Raw genomic sequence first — 14,437 nt, 5'->3', positions numbered from 1 at the left:
GCGGACCTCAGGGTTTGACGGCGACGCGGATCGCGCCCAGTTCGGACTTGCCGCTGGCGTCCAGCGTGGTGGCCGCCTTGGCCGGCCAGTCGAAGGCCAGGTCGACCAGCTCGCGGCCACCGTCCTCGCGCGCCGCCTCGACCACCAGCTTGTAGCGGCCCGGCGGCAGCGCCGCGAGCGGGCTCTTGTCGCCGAAGCTCTGCTCGTGCGTACCGACCGGCTTGGTGGCGCTGCTGAGGCCATCGGCCGGCATCGCGATGTCGCGGCCGCCGCGCCGCCACCACTGGCGCAGGTCGGGCAGCCACTTGGTGCCCGACTGCGGCTTGCCGTCGGCACCGACCGCCGGCGGACCGCCACCCGGGCCGCTGCGCTTGACCTGGTACCAGACGCTGAGCTGCGCGGCGACCGAGCGGTCCTCGCGCTCGACCCAGACGGCGACATAGGGGCGGTGGTATTCGGCGACGTCGAGCTGCGGAATCTGCACGCTGACATCGAGCTGGGCCGCCTGCGCGGGCAGCACGCCAAGGGCGGCGAGCAAGGGGAGAAGGGAATGCCGGTTCATCGGGCTCGTCATCGGGTGGTGCGGGTGGAACAGCGGATCAGTGAATGAACAGCACGGCGACGACCACCGGCACCAGCAGGCCGAAGCCGACCAGCGGCCAGGTCAGCCGACGCCCCTTGGAATGCAGGTGCAGCAGCCACAGGCCGGTCAGCGAGAACAGCAGGCAGGCGACCGCGAAGACATCGAGAAACAGGCTCCAGGCCGTGCCGGCGTGGCGGCCCTTGTGCAGATCGTTCAGGTAGCTGACCAGGCCGCGATCGGTGGTTTCGCGCTCGACCTGGCCGGTCGCCAGATCGACGTTGATCCAGGCGTCGCCGCCCGGGCGCGGCAGCGATACGTACGCTTCTTCGTCCGACCACTCCACCGGCTGTCCGGCCACGCGGACCTGCAAGGCCTCAGCCAGCCAGGCGGCGGCTTGATCCGGCATCGCCACGCCGGTGCTGCCGTCGGCCGCTTGCCGCGCAGCGGCCTGCAAGGACGCAAGCGCTGCCGCCGGCATCTGCGCCTGGCTGCGGACGACGACCGGCGTGGTCGGGATGTCCGCCGCATGGTTCAGCGTGATGCCGGTGACCGAGAACAGCACCATGCCGATCAGGCTCACCGCCGCCGAGATCCAGTGCCAGGTGTGCAGCTGCTTGAGCCACCAGGCGCGGCGCTTCTGCCGGGCGCGCGCCGGGTCTGCAACCGGCGTCGAAGACGATACGGTGGCGCTCACGGCGGAGCGATGTTCCCGGCCGGAACGACCGAGGCCAGCGGCGCGCCGCCCGGGTCGGTGACGAAGCCGACCTTGGTCAGACCGGCCTTGGCCGCTTCGCTCATCACCGTGGCGATGATCTCGTAGCGCGCGTTGCGGTCGATGCGCAGATGCAGCTCCGGCGTCGGCTGCTGCTGGCCGGCGGCGCGCAGCCGTTCGACCGCCTGGGTCTCGTCGATGCGCTCGCCGTTCCACCAGCGCTGGTTGTCGCCGTCGATCGCGAACTGCACGGCATCGGCCTTCTGCACGTTGGTCGCCGAATCCGCCTTCGGCAGATCGATCTTCACTGCATGGGTCAGCAGCGGCGCGGTGATGATGAAGATCACCAGCAGCACCAGCATGATGTCGACCAGCGGAATGACGTTGATCTCCGCCATCGGCGCCGAATTGCGGGCGCCGCCACCAAAGCTGCCGAACGCCATCTCAGCGCGCCCCGCCGGTGCCGACGCCGCCGGTCTTCAGCGGCGTGACATTGGCGCTGGCGACCGCATCGATCTTGCAGCCGGTGCCGAGGAAGGCGAACAGGTCGTGCGCGAAAGCATCGAGCTGGGCCAGGGTCAGTCGGTTGGCACGGACAATCAGGTTGTAGCCGAGCACCGCCGGAATCGCGACCGCCAGACCGATGGCAGTCATGATCAGCGCCTCGCCAACCGGACCGGCCACCTTGTCCAGGGTGCCGGCACCGCTGACGCCGATCGCGACCAGCGCGTGGTAGATGCCCCAGACCGTGCCGAGCAGGCCCACGAACGGCGCGGTGGCGCCGACCGAGGCCAGCACGGTCAGGCCCGATTCGAGGCTGGCGGTTTCCTCGTCAATCGTCTTGCGCATCGTCCGGGTCACGAAATCCGACGCCGAGCCGGCCTCGTTGAGGCGGTTGATGCCGTGCCGCTCGTGATGCCGGCTGGCGGCGATCGCGTGGTAGACCAGATGCGAGAACGGCTCATCCGGATGCTGCTGCTCGACCTTGGCGGCCACCACGTCGAGCGACGGCGCGTTCCAGAAGAAGTCGAGGAACTTCGCCGTGCGCCTACGGGCACGCGAGTAGCTGATGACCTTGGTGACGATCAGGTACCAGCTGGCGGCCGAGGCCAGCGCCATCAGCACCAGGATGGTCTTGGCCACGCCATCAGCCTGGGTCAGGAAGTGGCCGAAGCCGATACCGCTTGCCGCTGGGTCCATTGCGCAATCTCTCGAACGAATACGAAAAACGAACATCAGGCCGGACGCGTTCGCCCGGCAGATGAGGAATGGGCCGCGCCCTCAGGACTTCATCTCGAACACCACCGGCACGATCACCCAGGCTTCGATGGTCTCGTCGCCGCGCCGGGCCGGCACGAAACGCCACTTGCGGAACACGATGTCGCGTGCTGCCTGGTCGAGGCTGCTGGAGCCGCTGGACTGCTCGATCCTGACGTCGCCAGCCGTGCCTTCCCGGGTCACCAGCACGCGCAACCGCACCTCGCCGCTTTCGCGGCGCAGCTTGGCGGCGTACGGATAGACCGGCGGCGGGTTGTTCAGATAGGCGGCCACGAAGTTCGGCGGCACCACGGCAGGTTCGGCGGCCGGCGCAGCCGCTGGTGCCGCCGGCGCCGGGGGAGCGGGCGCTTCGGCCACCGTTTCGACCACCGGCTCGGGGTCGGGCGGCGGCGTGGCGATCGCCGACGGCGTCGGCTTCGGCGTCGACACCAGCCGGGGCTGCGGTTTCGGCTTTTCCGGCGGCGGCGGAGGTGGCGGAGGCACTGTCACCAGCGGCGCTTCGGCCAGCATCGCCACCTGCATCAGCACCGGCTCCGGCGGTGGCGGCTCCGGGCTGGCCAGCAACAGCGCGGCAAGGCCGCCCAGATGCAGCCCGCCGACCGCCAGCGCCGCCAGCAACCGCCCCCGGGGCGACAGCCGCTGGCCGGCGCGGTAGTCGGCCCGCGAGCCGATCTCGTCGATGGCGGGCGGCGCCGCTGCGCTCACAGGTCCGCCCATTTGCGCAGCAGGTTGTGGTACGTGCCCGACAGCCGCACCAGCGCCGGATGCCCTTGCGGATGCAGTTCGCGGAGCTGAATCAGGGCGCGGTCCATCTCGTAGAGCAGACGCCGGTTGTCGTCGTCGCGCACCATGCTCTGCACCCAGAAGAACGACGCCAGCCGCGCGCCGCGCGTCACCGGCCGCACCTCGTGCAGGCTGGTCGCCGGGTACAGCAGCAGATGGCCGGCTGGCAGCTTCAGCTGGTGAACGCCGTAGGTGTCCTCGATGACCAGTTCGCCACCGTCGTAACTCTTCGGATCGGCCAGGAACAGGGTTGCCGACAGGTCGGTCCGCACGCGGTACGGCGGCTGCTCGGTCAGCCGCACCGCGGTATCGATGTGGGCGCCGAAATGACCGCCGCCGGTGTAGCGGTTGAACAGCGGCGGAAACACCTTCAGCGGCAGCGCCGCCGAGGTGAACTGCTGCGACCGGCCGAGCGCCGCCAGTACCTGCGCGCCCAATTCGGCGGCCACCGGATGCGTCTCGGTCAGCTGCTCGTTCTGCTTGACTCTCGCCGCCTCGCCGCCGGCCGTGCGGCGGCCGTCTTCCCAGTCAGCCGCCGCCAGCCGCTCGCACATCATGGCCACGGTGCCCGGGTCCAGCAGGTTGGCAATGCGGACGATCATGGCGGGCGGCGTAGGTGGGGTGGTTTCAGTACTTGATGTTCAGCGCCAGCAGGAACGAGCGCGGGATGCTGGGCTGGTAGCGCCCGCCGCCGTTGTTGACCGCGCTGATATAGCGCTCGTCGAGCAGGTTGTAGATGTTGGCCTGCAGACCGACATTGGCCGTCACGTCGTAGCTGACCACGGCATCGACGACGATGTAGTCCTCGATCGTGGCGATGCCACTGGTGATAGTGGCGAAATTGTTGTTGATCTGGCGCGCCTGGCTGTCGATGTAACGCAGGCCGCCACCGATGGTCAGCGGGCCGGTGATCGGGCCGAAAGCCAGCGGCAGCTTGTAGCTGGTCCAGGTGGTGATGCTGTTCTTCGGCGAGAACTGGATCGCGGCACCGGTCTGGGTCGATGGAACGCCGTCGGTCACGATCGTGCCCGAGGTGACTTTCGCGTCCTGGAAGGTATAGCCCACCGACACCTGCCAGGCCTCGGTGATGTTGCCGACCAGCCCGAGTTCCACGCCCTGGATGCGGCGTTCGCCGTACTGGACGATTTCGTTGCCGGACTGCCGGGCGAGGTCGTTCTTCGACTCGGTGCGGAACAGCGCGGCGGTGGCGGCGAGCTTGTTGTCGAGCAGATCCCACTTGGTGCCGACTTCGACGCTGTCCGCCTTCGACGGCGCGAGCGCGGCCGAGTTGATATTGGTCGCCGATGCGCTGAGCGCGAAGTTGTCGCCGCTCGGCGGGCGCTTGCTGGTGCCGTACGAGGCGTACACCGAGCCGTTCGGCAGCGGCTTCCAGAGGCCGCCGGCCTTGTAGGTGACCAGGGTGCCGCTCTTGACAAGCCGTGAGCCGAGCACCGTGCCGACCGGCGTCACGCCCGGATTCGCGGCGGCCGTCGACAGCGTGCCGGCCTCGGTTTCGGTGCGATAGCGCTCGAAGCGCAGGCTGCCGCTCAACTGGAACTGATCACGATCGCCGAACTTCGCGGTGTCGTTCAGATAGACGGCGCCGGTTCGCGTGCGGCCATCGGTGAACGCGCCGTTCTGCGACAGCGTGACGCCGGGATCGGACGGGTCCGGGTTGTAGGCGTTGGCACGCTGCTGGGTCTGCGCGGGCGTGGTGGCCGTGACCACGAGGGACGGCGAATTCTGTGCTTCCTCGATGAATTCGAAGCCGCCGGCGAAGTCATGCTTGACCGCACCGGTCGCGAGCGAACCGCGCAGATTGGTCTGGTTGGTCAGCAGATCGTTGTGGCGGATGATGCCCTGACGCGAACGGTTGACCGTCCAGGTGGAGGGATCGTTGACGTCGGGGAAATCCTGCGCGGCATTCGCGGTCTGGTGCGGCCCGGGCGCGGTCAGCACGCGCCACTGTGACGTGCGGCTGTAGCGCGAGATGTTGGTGACCGTGTAGCCGGGCTTGATGTCGTGCTCGATACGGCCGGTGAACGTGTTGACGTCGATGTTCTCGTAATCGCTGTCGAGACCATAGAAGTTCGTGCTGTCGACCGGCTGGGCAACGACGCCCGCGCTGTCGAGCGTCGGGTTGCGCCAACCGGACACGCCGATGGCCGTGACGCCGCCGTCCGGAATGTTGTCGTGGAAGATGTGCTGGGTGAACAGGGTGATGCGGGTCGGGCTACCGAGGCCGAAGGCGATCGACGGGGCCACGCCCCAGCGCTGGTTCTCGACCCGGTCGCGACCGGCGACGCCGCCGTCCTGGCCGACCACGTTCAGGCGCACGGCGATGTCGTCGCTGATCTTGCGGTTGACGTCGACCGTCGCGCGGCGGCGGTCACGCGTGCCGTAGGCCAGCGTGCCGCCGATCGCGTCGTCGGCGAACGGCGTCTTCGACACCAGGTTGATGTAGCCGGACGCCACGCCACGGCCGTTGTCGGCACCGGCCGGACCCTTGACGATCTCGACCTGCTCCAGGTTGAACAGGTCGCGAGTGGCCGGAGAGATGTCGCGGATGTTGTCGACGAAGATGCTGCCCTGGCTGTCGAAGCCGCGCATGAACACGGCGTCGCCACTGGTGGTGTTGCCGTTCTCGCCCTGCTGGAAGGTGATGCCCGGCGTCAGGCGCAGCGCGTCGCTCAGGGTCAGCGCGCCCTGCTGCTGCATCAGTTCCTTCTTGACCACGTTGATGGTCTGCGGGGTGTCGACCAACGGCTGCGTGAACTTGGGCGACGACACCTTGTCGGCCTTGATCGCGCTGGCGGCTTCGCCTTCGACCTTCACAGTCGGCAGCGTCGCGGCCGCATCGGACTGCGCGACCTGGACGGACGCGGCAGTCTGGGCGGAAGCAGGCAGGGCGTAGGCGGCCAGCACGGCAGCGGCGATCGGACTCAGGCGGAACAGCGGCGGCAACGACATCGACAGGCACTCCGGAAAGGGGGACTAGAAACCCGGCGTCGCCTAGGCGACGCGCATCGGGCGTGAGTCTTTTCGGTATGTGCCGATGCAGCGGACCTACCCGGCTGTGCCTGACGAGACGCTGTTAGATTAAATGATAGGTATTCGCATTTGCAATAAATTCGGCATTGGCACGCCACCGACCAGCCGCTGGAAAACGCGGCTGACAGCAGGCTGCCTGCGCGCTTTCGCCATAATCCTGCCCTGCCCTCCTTGCGAGATTCGCGATGAACTGCATCGCCGGCCGCTGGCAGCCCGGACAGGGCGCGCCGTTTGAAAGCCTGAATCCGTCGACCGGCGCCGTTGTCTGGCGCGGGCATTCGGCAAGCGCCGACGACGTGCACGCCGCCACCACTGCCGCGCGGGCCGCGTTCCCCGACTGGGCCGGATGGCCGTTCGCCGAGCGCGAAGCGGTCGCGCGCCGCTTCGCCGCGCTGCTCGACGCGCACCAGGAGCGGCTGGCGCAGCTGATCGGCAGGGAAACCGGCAAGCCACTGTGGGAAACGCGGACCGAGGTCGCGACGATGATCGGCAAGATCGACCTCAGCGTCCGCGCCTACCACGCCCGCACCGGCGTCAGCGAGAAGCCGCTGGGCGCCGTCACCCAGGTGCTGCGGCACCGGCCGCACGGCGTGGTGGCGGTATTCGGGCCGTACAACTTTCCGGGACACTTGCCGAACGGCCACATCGTCCCTGCCCTGCTGGCCGGCAATTGCGTGGTGTTCAAGCCCAGCGAGCTGACACCTGCGGTGGCCGAGGAAACCGTGAAACTGTGGCTGGAAGCCGGCCTGCCGCCCGGCGTGATCGGCCTCGTGCAGGGTGAACGGACGACCGGCGCCGCGCTGGCGGCCGACGCCGAACTCGACGGTCTGTACTTCACCGGCAGCGCTGCCACCGGCCGCCTGCTGGCCCGCCAGTTCGGCGAGCGGCCGGACAAGATCCTGGCGCTGGAACTGGGCGGCAACAATCCGCTGATCGTCGGCCGGATCGCCGACCCGCGCCCCGCGCTGCACGACATCATCCAGTCCGCCTATCTGTCTTCCGGCCAGCGCTGTACCTGCGCCCGGCGGCTGTATGTGCCGTCCGGCAGCGCCGGCGACGCCTTCATCAACCACCTGGCCGACATCATCCGTCGCCTGCGGATCGGTGCCTTCGATGCCGATCCGCAGCCGTTCATGGGTCCGCTGATCTCGGCCCGCGCGGCGCAGGGCCTGCTGGCTGCGCAGGCGAACCTGCTGGCGCTGGGCGCTCGGACGATTGTCGAGATGCAGCCGCTGCCGCTCGGCCCGGCTTTTGTCAGCCCGGCGCTGCTTGATGTCAGCGCCATCGCCGAGCTGCCGGACGAGGAATACTTCGGCCCGCTGTTGCAGGTCGATCGATATGCCTCGATCGACGAGGCCATCGACAAGGCCAATCGCACCCGCTTCGGCCTGTCGGCAGCGCTGCTGTCGGCCGACCGGGCCGAGTACGACGCGTTCTACCGGCGCAGCCGGGCCGGCATCATCAACTGGAACCGCCCGACCACCGGCGCTTCGGGCGCCGCCCCGTTCGGCGGCAGCGGCGCCAGCGGCAATCATCGGCCGAGCGCTTTCTACGCCGCTGACTATTGCGCCTACCCGGTGGCCTCGATGGAGGCGCCGGCCAGCGAGTTGCCTGCAACACTGGCGCCCGGTCTTGCGCTCTGACGCCATGACCGCCACCCGCTGGATCGACCTGCGCAGCGACACCGTCACCCGCCCGACGGCGGCGATGCGTGCCGCGATGCACGCCGCCGAAGTCGGCGACGACGTCTACGGCGACGATCCCTCGGTCAATCGTCTGCAAGCCCACGCGGCGGATCGCTTGGGCTTCGAGGCGGCGCTGTGGTTCGCCAGCGGCACGCAATCGAATCTGGCGGCACTGATGAGCCACTGCGGCCGCGGCGACGAGGTGATCTGCGGCCAGGATGCCCACACCTACCGCTACGAGCAGGGCGGTGCTGCGGTGCTCGGCTCGATCCAGCCGCAGCCGATCGCCCACCAGCCGGACGGCTCGCTGGCGCTGGCCGACATCGCTGCCGCAATCAAGCCAGACGATCTGCACTTCGCGCGGACGCGCCTGCTGGCGCTGGAGAACACCATCGGTGGCAAGGTGCTGCCGCCGGCCTATGTCCGCGAGGCCTGCGCGTTCGCGCAATCGCGCGGCCTGGCCACCCATCTCGACGGCGCGCGGCTGATGAATGCCGTGGTGGCGTCGGCCCAGGACGAGCGCGATGCGGTCGCCGGCTTCGATTCGGCGTCGCTGTGCCTGTCGAAGGGGCTCGGCGCGCCGGCCGGCTCGCTGCTGCTCGGCAGCCGGACGCTGATCGCCAACGCCCGGCGCTGGCGCAAGGCGCTCGGGGGCGGACTGCGCCAGGCCGGCTTCTATGCGGCGGCTGGCCTGTATGCGCTGGAACATCATGTGGCGAGGCTGTCCGAGGATCACGCCAACGCCACGCGCCTGGCCGCCGGGCTTACAGCGCTGGGGCTGGCAGTCGAACCGGTGCAGACCAACATCGTGTTCTTGCACCTTTCGGAAGAAGACCTGCCGGCGCTGCGGGCGCAGTTGCAGACCGGTGGCGTGCTCGCCAGTCTCGGCCCACGCACCCGGCTGGTCACCCATCTGGACATTTCCCGCCAGCAGGTCGAGCAGGTACTGGCCGTCTTCAGCGACTACTACGCCCACCGCCGCCAGACAGCATCGACCCACTCATCGCAGGACCCATCGTGAACCCCGATTCGGAGCGCAACACCACAGCCGCCACCGTCGAAGCGAACTTCGATGGCCTGGTCGGGCCGACACACAACTACGCGGGCCTGGCGCAAGGCAATCAGGCGGCGGCAAAGAATGCCGAGCAACCGTCGAATCCGAAGGCAGCAGCACTGCAGGGCCTGGCCAAGATGCGAGCGCTGGCGCGACTCGGGCTGGCACAAGGCGTGCTGCCACCGCAGGAACGCCCGCACATCCCGACCTTGAAGCAACTTGGCTTCGACGGCCGCGAAGCCGACGTGCTGAAGCGCGTCCATCGCGACGCCCCGCAGCTGCTGGCCGCCATGTCCTCGGCGTCATCGATGTGGACGGCCAACGCCGCCACTGTCTCGCCAGGCGCCGACACCGCCGACGGGCGGGTGCACTTCACGCCGGCCAATCTGGCGACCCACCTGCATCGCTCGATCGAACCGGTGGTGACCGGCCGGGCACTGGCGACGATCTTTCGCGACGAACGGCACTTCGTGCATCACGCGCCACTGCCGTCCACCCCGCAGATGGGCGACGAAGGCGCTGCCAACCACACGCGCCTGTGCGCCGAGTATGGCCGTCACGGGCTGGAACTGTTCGTCTACGGCGCCGGCAGCGACAAGGAACCGAAACCGGCGGTGCATCCGGCGCGGCAGAACCGTGCCGCTGGCGAAGCGATTGCCCGGCTGCACCGGCTCGATCCGGATCATGTTCTCCACGCCCAGCAGCAGCCGTCGGCGATCGATGCCGGCGTGTTCCACAACGATGTCATCGCGGTCGGCAACCAGCACGTGCTGCTGCATCACGAGTCGGCATTCGTCGATGCCCAGGCCATCCGGGACTGGGCCAGGCGCCGCCTGCGCGGTCGCGATCCGGTCTTCATCGAGATCAAGGCCCGCGAGCTGAGCGTCGACGCGGCCATCGGCAGCTACCTGTTCAACAGCCAGCTGGTGACGATGCCGGACGGCAGCATGCGTCTGTTGTGCGCACTTGAATGCCAGGAGCAGGAAACGGTCTGGGCGACAATCCAGCGGATCATCGACGCGCCAGACAATCCGATCACCGGTGTCGAGGTCTTCGACCTGCGCCAGAGCATGCGCAACGGCGGCGGTCCGGCCTGTCTGCGCCTGCGCGTGGTCCTGGGTGCAGCGCAAACCGCTGCCGTCAACCCGAAGGTATGGATCGATGAGCCGCTGGCGGCACGTCTGGAGGAGTGGATCGGCAAGCACTACCGCGACCGGTTGGTGTTGGCCGATCTTGCCGATCCGCAGTTGTTGAACGCATCCCGCTGCGCCCTTGACGAGCTGACGCAGCTGTTGGGGCTGGGCAGCCTCTACGACTTCCAGCGCTAGCGATCCACTCGCGCAGGCCAGAGCCATACAAGGCTCCGGCCTGCGCAGCGGCGCCTACGGTGCTGGCGGGGTCTGAACCGACGGGAGGATGCCGATCCTGGTCAGGAACTCCAGTTCCTGAACACGCGATTCCTCCGACTTGCCCGGAGAATTCGGCCAGTCGTGGCCGAGGCCGGCAATGTTCACGAAATCACAAGTCCGCCCAAGCGCTCGGATCGTTGTGCACAGGCGCAGGTTCGCGTTCTCTGCGAAGACGATGTCTCCATCCGCATGGAAGATCAGGTACGGCGGCAGATTACGTTCAATGCCGCGTTCAGGGCTGATCGCATCGACAAACTCGCCGAACCGGTCCAGCTGCGATTGAGCCAATTGGCTATCTGGTGCAGTTGAGCTCACGCCGGAGCGCAACACGACTGCACCCACTCGCGACAGCGGGTTGTTTCGATACGAGGTTGTGACGGGCGGCTCCAGCAACGACGCCCAAACCGCATTGCCGCCTCCGGAACTGGTTCCTGTCACCACGATTCGAGTCGGATCGATACCCAGTTGCGCAGCATTCTCCTGAGCCCAGCGCACGACCTTGCGAACGTCATCCGCATGCACGTAGGCATAAGTGCCAAAGCGCTCGTTCACACGTTGATCAGGAGAAATGACCACCATGCCCTGGTCAGTTGCCCAATACCGCGACCGGGACTGAGGCAAACCACCGCGCGCCCAACCGCCTCCACTCCAGTCGATGTACGCAGCCCTGCGATCGCCCGCTTGCAGGCCCGGCGGGTTGAATACGAACGCCCGTACCGGCACCACCGCGTCTGTCCGGATGACATAGCTGGTGGAGGCGCCTGAAACCACGGTCGGCGTGTTCGCCACAGGATCAATGACAGTCGACAAGGTCAGCGTCGAACTGACGTTGCCAAGGCGAAGCGTCACAGCTGCACTGGCCGAGTAAGTGGTCGGCATGACGAATCGAACAACGATGCTGTCACCCTCGTTGACGGTGCCGGCAACCGCAGTGAACGGCCCCCCATTGATGCTGTAGAAACCATTGGTCACCGACACTGCTGTCGGACCCGTGGAATTGCTGACTACAACCGGCTGGGTGAATTGCACCGTGCCCGGCAACACCAACGCCCCCGAGTAGGTCGATGCAGGCGCCAGCGTGAATCTGCTCGGCCGCGCCGGCGACGACGCGGTACGAACAGGCCAGTTGATCGTTCCACCGCCGATGGTGATGTCGACCGAATAAGTGCGTCCGTACTCAGGTCCCGTCAGCACGCGGACTCGCAGGATATCGCCTGGTTTAGCAACCCCCTGATCACCGGTGTACGGGCCACCATTGAGGCTGTAGCTGTAGGGCGCGTTGATCGAGATCGGCACGACGACGTTGACACCGCTGACAGGGATCGGCGGCGACACGACTTCGCTGTTGATCGGTGCGGAGCGCACATCCGGGAACCGAAGCTGATCGACAAGGGTATCGACCGGGGCCTGGGTGGTCACCGACCACGACGTGCTGTAGCTGCCGATCGTCACCGTCGCAGTACGGACATCACCGATCAGCGGTCCTGCCGTCACCAGCAGGCGCAGCGTGTCGCCATTGCGAACAACGCCCGTCGTCCCAGTGAAGGGAGCGCCGTTGACGCTGAACATTCCACCACTGATCTGGACACGACCTGGACTGACGAGGCCCGAAATTGTCACCGGTTCGCTAACGGTGCCGAGCAAAGTGAATGCCGTGGTCGGTGCGAAACTGAATGCGGTAGGTGCTGCAAGACCGTTCGCCTCGAACGTCAGAAAGGTGGCGGATACATCGCCAATGGTGAGAACTGCCCCGGTCGAGTCCTGCTCGGCGAATCCCGACGAGATCTCTACGATATCTCCAGCGACGACCGTCCCAGCCAGCATCGTCCACGGACCGCCATTGACCCGGTAGGCGCCGCGGGAAATCGAGATCGGAGTGGCTGTGTTGATGCCGGCGACTGTAATCGCGTTGCTGGTACTCGCGGTGAACGGCAACACGTTGAACGCCGGTTGGAACTCGAACGCATCCGGATGCTGGTCGGCTGCAAGCGTTTCGACGGCGTAAGTCGAGCTGACATCTCCAACCGTCAGCGTGACGCTGGTAGTCACGCCGAAGTCGGCCGCAGACTGCAGTTGCACGTCAACGATGTCGCCGTTGACAACCGACCCCACCGCCATCGTACGAGGCTGACCATTGATGCTGTAGGTGCCACCACCGGTGATCGAGATCGGGACTGGCACGTTGATGCCGCGTACTTGCACCGGCAGGCTCGTATAAGTCGTCGAACGGGTCGCGCCAAAAATGTTCGTGAACACCGCCAGTGGATCGGGCTGGTTGTCCGCCACGAAAGCGCGTGTCGTCACCACGAACACCGCCTGTACCCCGCCAATGTCGAGAGTGGTCTGCGTTGAAGTGGTGAAGGCGGCCGACGCCGTCACGCGAACCGCCACGAGGTCGCCGTTGCGAACCACCGAAGCGGCCGTCGAGAACGGCCCATTGTTGATGCTGTAGCTACCGCCCACGACGCTGATCGGCGACTCCACGTTGATGCCGCTGACCGTGATGCCGTCGCTGGTCTGTTCGGAGCTTGGCTCGACTTCTGTACGCGGCGCGAAGCTGAATGCGTCTGGCGTGCTGTCGGCCACCACCGATGCCGTGGTCACCCGGAACTCCGCGCTGACACCGCCGACAGTCAAAGTTGCCGTACCCGTGGTGCTGCCGGTGAATGGCGCCAGCAGTTGCACTGTCACCACATCACCTGCGCGAACCGTGCCCGAATTGCCGGAGTAGGGGCCGCCATTGACGTTGTAAAGCCCGCCGGCCACCGATATCGACGACGCAGTATCGATTCCCGAGATCGTGACTGCGTTGCTGGTCTGCGTTGATCCCGGAGTGACATCGGTCAGCGGTGCAAAGCTGAAGGCATCCGGAACGCTGTCTCCAGCTGCCGCCGTGGTCACCGAGAACGCAGCAGAAGCATTGCCGATCGTCAGCGTCGCAACACTGGTCGTATTCGGCGCGCTGGCTGCAGTCAGTTGCACACGCACCGACTGGCCGGCCGTCACCGTTCCGGGCGCCGCAGTGAAGGGGCCGCTGTTGATGCTGTAGCTGCCCCCGGTCACCGAGATCGGCGTTGCAGTATTGATTCCGGTCACCACGGTCGCGGCACTGGTCTCGACACTACCCTGTGCGGCGTTGGTGACTGGGGGGAACGAGAACGGATCCGGAGACCGATCGCCGTCATCGTCGATGATGGTGCCGGTGGCCATGCTGCGACCCAGCGTCGTTCCGCTGGAAGGTGCGCTGAGTGTCACGAAGAACGTTTCGTCTTCTTCGATCACGGTGTCACCACGAACGCTCAGTGCAACACTCTTGCTGGTTTCGCCAGGCGCAAAGCTGGCGGACGCAGACCCGCCGTTGTAGTCGCTGCCGGAGGTGGCGGTACCGTTGGTGGTGGTCGCGCGGACACTGGTTGTCGTCGTCGCAGGCGGATTGAGCGTGATCACGAAAACGATATTGCGGGTGCCGGAGTTCCCTTCGACGACCGAGGCATCGGCGATGCTGAAGGCCGGCGTTGCAGCATCGTCATTGACGATCGTGATTGCGCCCTGGCTCTTCGCCAGCGTCGCGCCACTCGCGCTGCTCAGGTTCACCAGCACCGTCTCGTCCGACTCGAATACCGTGTCGCCCACGATCCCGACGCTCACCGGTTGGCTCGTCACACCCGGCGCAAACGTCAGTGTCCCGCTCGCCGACACATAGTCGCTGCCCGACGTCGCCGTCCCATCCGCCGTCGCGTACGACACCGTCACCGTGTTCGCGCTCGCCGACGACAGGCTCACCGTCAGCACCGCCTGCTGCGTCCCGCTGTTCCCTTCCGTCACGCTGATGTCGTTGATGCTCACCGTCGGCGCGGCAGTCGTCACCACAAAGTCCGCGCT

General features: G+C 66.9%; 11 protein-coding genes. 3 read left to right on the top strand and 8 right to left on the bottom strand.

Features of this window, described 5'->3' with window-relative positions; genetic code table 11:
* Window positions 1-7: 7 nt before the first annotated feature.
* The 7 genes from ACTIGJ_RS02850 to ACTIGJ_RS02820 all read right to left on the bottom strand — a co-directional run bounded on the left by ACTIGJ_RS02850 (window position 8) and on the right by ACTIGJ_RS02820 (window position 6,326).
* Complete coding sequence (locus ACTIGJ_RS02850) at window positions 8-574, bottom strand: DUF2271 domain-containing protein (RefSeq protein WP_439638769.1); 567 nt, start codon at window positions 572-574, stop codon at window positions 8-10.
* Window positions 575-599: 25 nt separating this feature from the next.
* Entirely contained in the window at window positions 600-1,277 is a 678-nt protein-coding gene (locus ACTIGJ_RS02845) for a PepSY-associated TM helix domain-containing protein (RefSeq protein WP_439638768.1), read from the bottom strand.
* A complete protein-coding gene (locus ACTIGJ_RS02840; protein ID WP_439638767.1) occupies window positions 1,274-1,738 on the bottom strand; it encodes an ExbD/TolR family protein in 465 nt (154 codons plus the stop codon). Before ACTIGJ_RS02840 ends, ACTIGJ_RS02845 begins: the two co-directional genes overlap by 4 nt.
* Before the next feature lies 1 nt (window position 1,739).
* The gene (locus ACTIGJ_RS02835; RefSeq protein ID WP_439638766.1) at window positions 1,740-2,495 is read right to left on the bottom strand and encodes a MotA/TolQ/ExbB proton channel family protein; all 756 of its coding nucleotides are present in this window, start codon (window positions 2,493-2,495) and stop codon (window positions 1,740-1,742) included.
* An 81-nt stretch (window positions 2,496-2,576) separates the two neighbouring features.
* Window positions 2,577-3,290 carry an energy transducer TonB gene (locus tag ACTIGJ_RS02830; protein WP_439638765.1) on the bottom strand — a complete coding sequence of 238 codons (714 nt, stop codon included), beginning with the start codon at window positions 3,288-3,290 and terminating at the stop codon, window positions 2,577-2,579.
* The gene (locus ACTIGJ_RS02825) at window positions 3,275-3,958 is read right to left on the bottom strand and encodes a Fe2+-dependent dioxygenase (RefSeq protein ID WP_439638764.1); all 684 of its coding nucleotides are present in this window, start codon (window positions 3,956-3,958) and stop codon (window positions 3,275-3,277) included. Before ACTIGJ_RS02825 ends, ACTIGJ_RS02830 begins: the two co-directional genes overlap by 16 nt.
* Window positions 3,959-3,983: 25 nt before the next feature.
* Window positions 3,984-6,326: a catecholate siderophore receptor Fiu gene (locus ACTIGJ_RS02820; RefSeq protein ID WP_439638763.1), complete on the bottom strand. Its 2,343-nt coding sequence runs from the start codon at window positions 6,324-6,326 to the stop codon at window positions 3,984-3,986.
* Window positions 6,327-6,592: 266 nt separating this feature from the next.
* Between ACTIGJ_RS02820 and astD the strand changes: the two genes are divergently transcribed.
* Genes astD through astB form a run of 3 tightly spaced genes read left to right on the top strand, consistent with a single transcriptional unit; the run spans window position 6,593 to window position 10,474 of the window.
* Window positions 6,593-8,050, top strand: coding sequence for a succinylglutamate-semialdehyde dehydrogenase (gene astD / locus ACTIGJ_RS02815; protein WP_439638762.1), 1,458 nt, complete (start codon window positions 6,593-6,595; stop codon window positions 8,048-8,050).
* Between the two features lie 4 nt (window positions 8,051-8,054).
* The gene (gene ltaE / locus ACTIGJ_RS02810) at window positions 8,055-9,113 is read left to right on the top strand and encodes a low-specificity L-threonine aldolase (protein ID WP_439638761.1); all 1,059 of its coding nucleotides are present in this window, start codon (window positions 8,055-8,057) and stop codon (window positions 9,111-9,113) included.
* A complete protein-coding gene (gene astB, locus ACTIGJ_RS02805; RefSeq protein ID WP_439638760.1) occupies window positions 9,110-10,474 on the top strand; it encodes an N-succinylarginine dihydrolase in 1,365 nt (454 codons plus the stop codon). Before ltaE ends, astB begins: the two co-directional genes overlap by 4 nt.
* A 54-nt stretch (window positions 10,475-10,528) precedes the next feature.
* Here the strand turns inward: astB and ACTIGJ_RS02800 are convergent, their stop codons facing one another.
* On the bottom strand, window positions 10,529-14,401 hold the full coding sequence (locus tag ACTIGJ_RS02800) for a Calx-beta domain-containing protein (protein WP_439638759.1): 3,873 nt from the start codon (window positions 14,399-14,401) through the stop codon (window positions 10,529-10,531).
* Between the last annotated feature and the right edge of the window lie 36 nt (window positions 14,402-14,437).

Source organism: Nevskia sp., from assembly GCF_051860985.1.
Lineage (GTDB): Bacteria > Pseudomonadota > Gammaproteobacteria > Nevskiales > Nevskiaceae > Nevskia.
The sequence above is the reverse complement of the archived record's forward strand: the minus strand, read 5'-3'. Positions and strand labels throughout refer to the sequence as shown.

Coding starts and splice junctions, on each gene's coding strand:
- astD (WP_439638762.1), top strand. CDS start 6,593: ATGAACTGCATCGCCGGCCGCTGGCAGCCCGGACAGGGCGCGCCGTTT.
- ACTIGJ_RS02835 (WP_439638766.1), bottom strand. CDS start 2,495: ATGGACCCAGCGGCAAGCGGTATCGGCTTCGGCCACTTCCTGACCCAG.
- ACTIGJ_RS02840 (WP_439638767.1), bottom strand. CDS start 1,738: ATGGCGTTCGGCAGCTTTGGTGGCGGCGCCCGCAATTCGGCGCCGATG.
- ACTIGJ_RS02850 (WP_439638769.1), bottom strand. CDS start 574: ATGACGAGCCCGATGAACCGGCATTCCCTTCTCCCCTTGCTCGCCGCC.
- ACTIGJ_RS02830 (WP_439638765.1), bottom strand. CDS start 3,290: ATGGGCGGACCTGTGAGCGCAGCGGCGCCGCCCGCCATCGACGAGATC.
- ACTIGJ_RS02825 (WP_439638764.1), bottom strand. CDS start 3,958: ATGATCGTCCGCATTGCCAACCTGCTGGACCCGGGCACCGTGGCCATG.
- ACTIGJ_RS02820 (WP_439638763.1), bottom strand. CDS start 6,326: ATGTCGTTGCCGCCGCTGTTCCGCCTGAGTCCGATCGCCGCTGCCGTG.
- ltaE (WP_439638761.1), top strand. CDS start 8,055: ATGACCGCCACCCGCTGGATCGACCTGCGCAGCGACACCGTCACCCGC.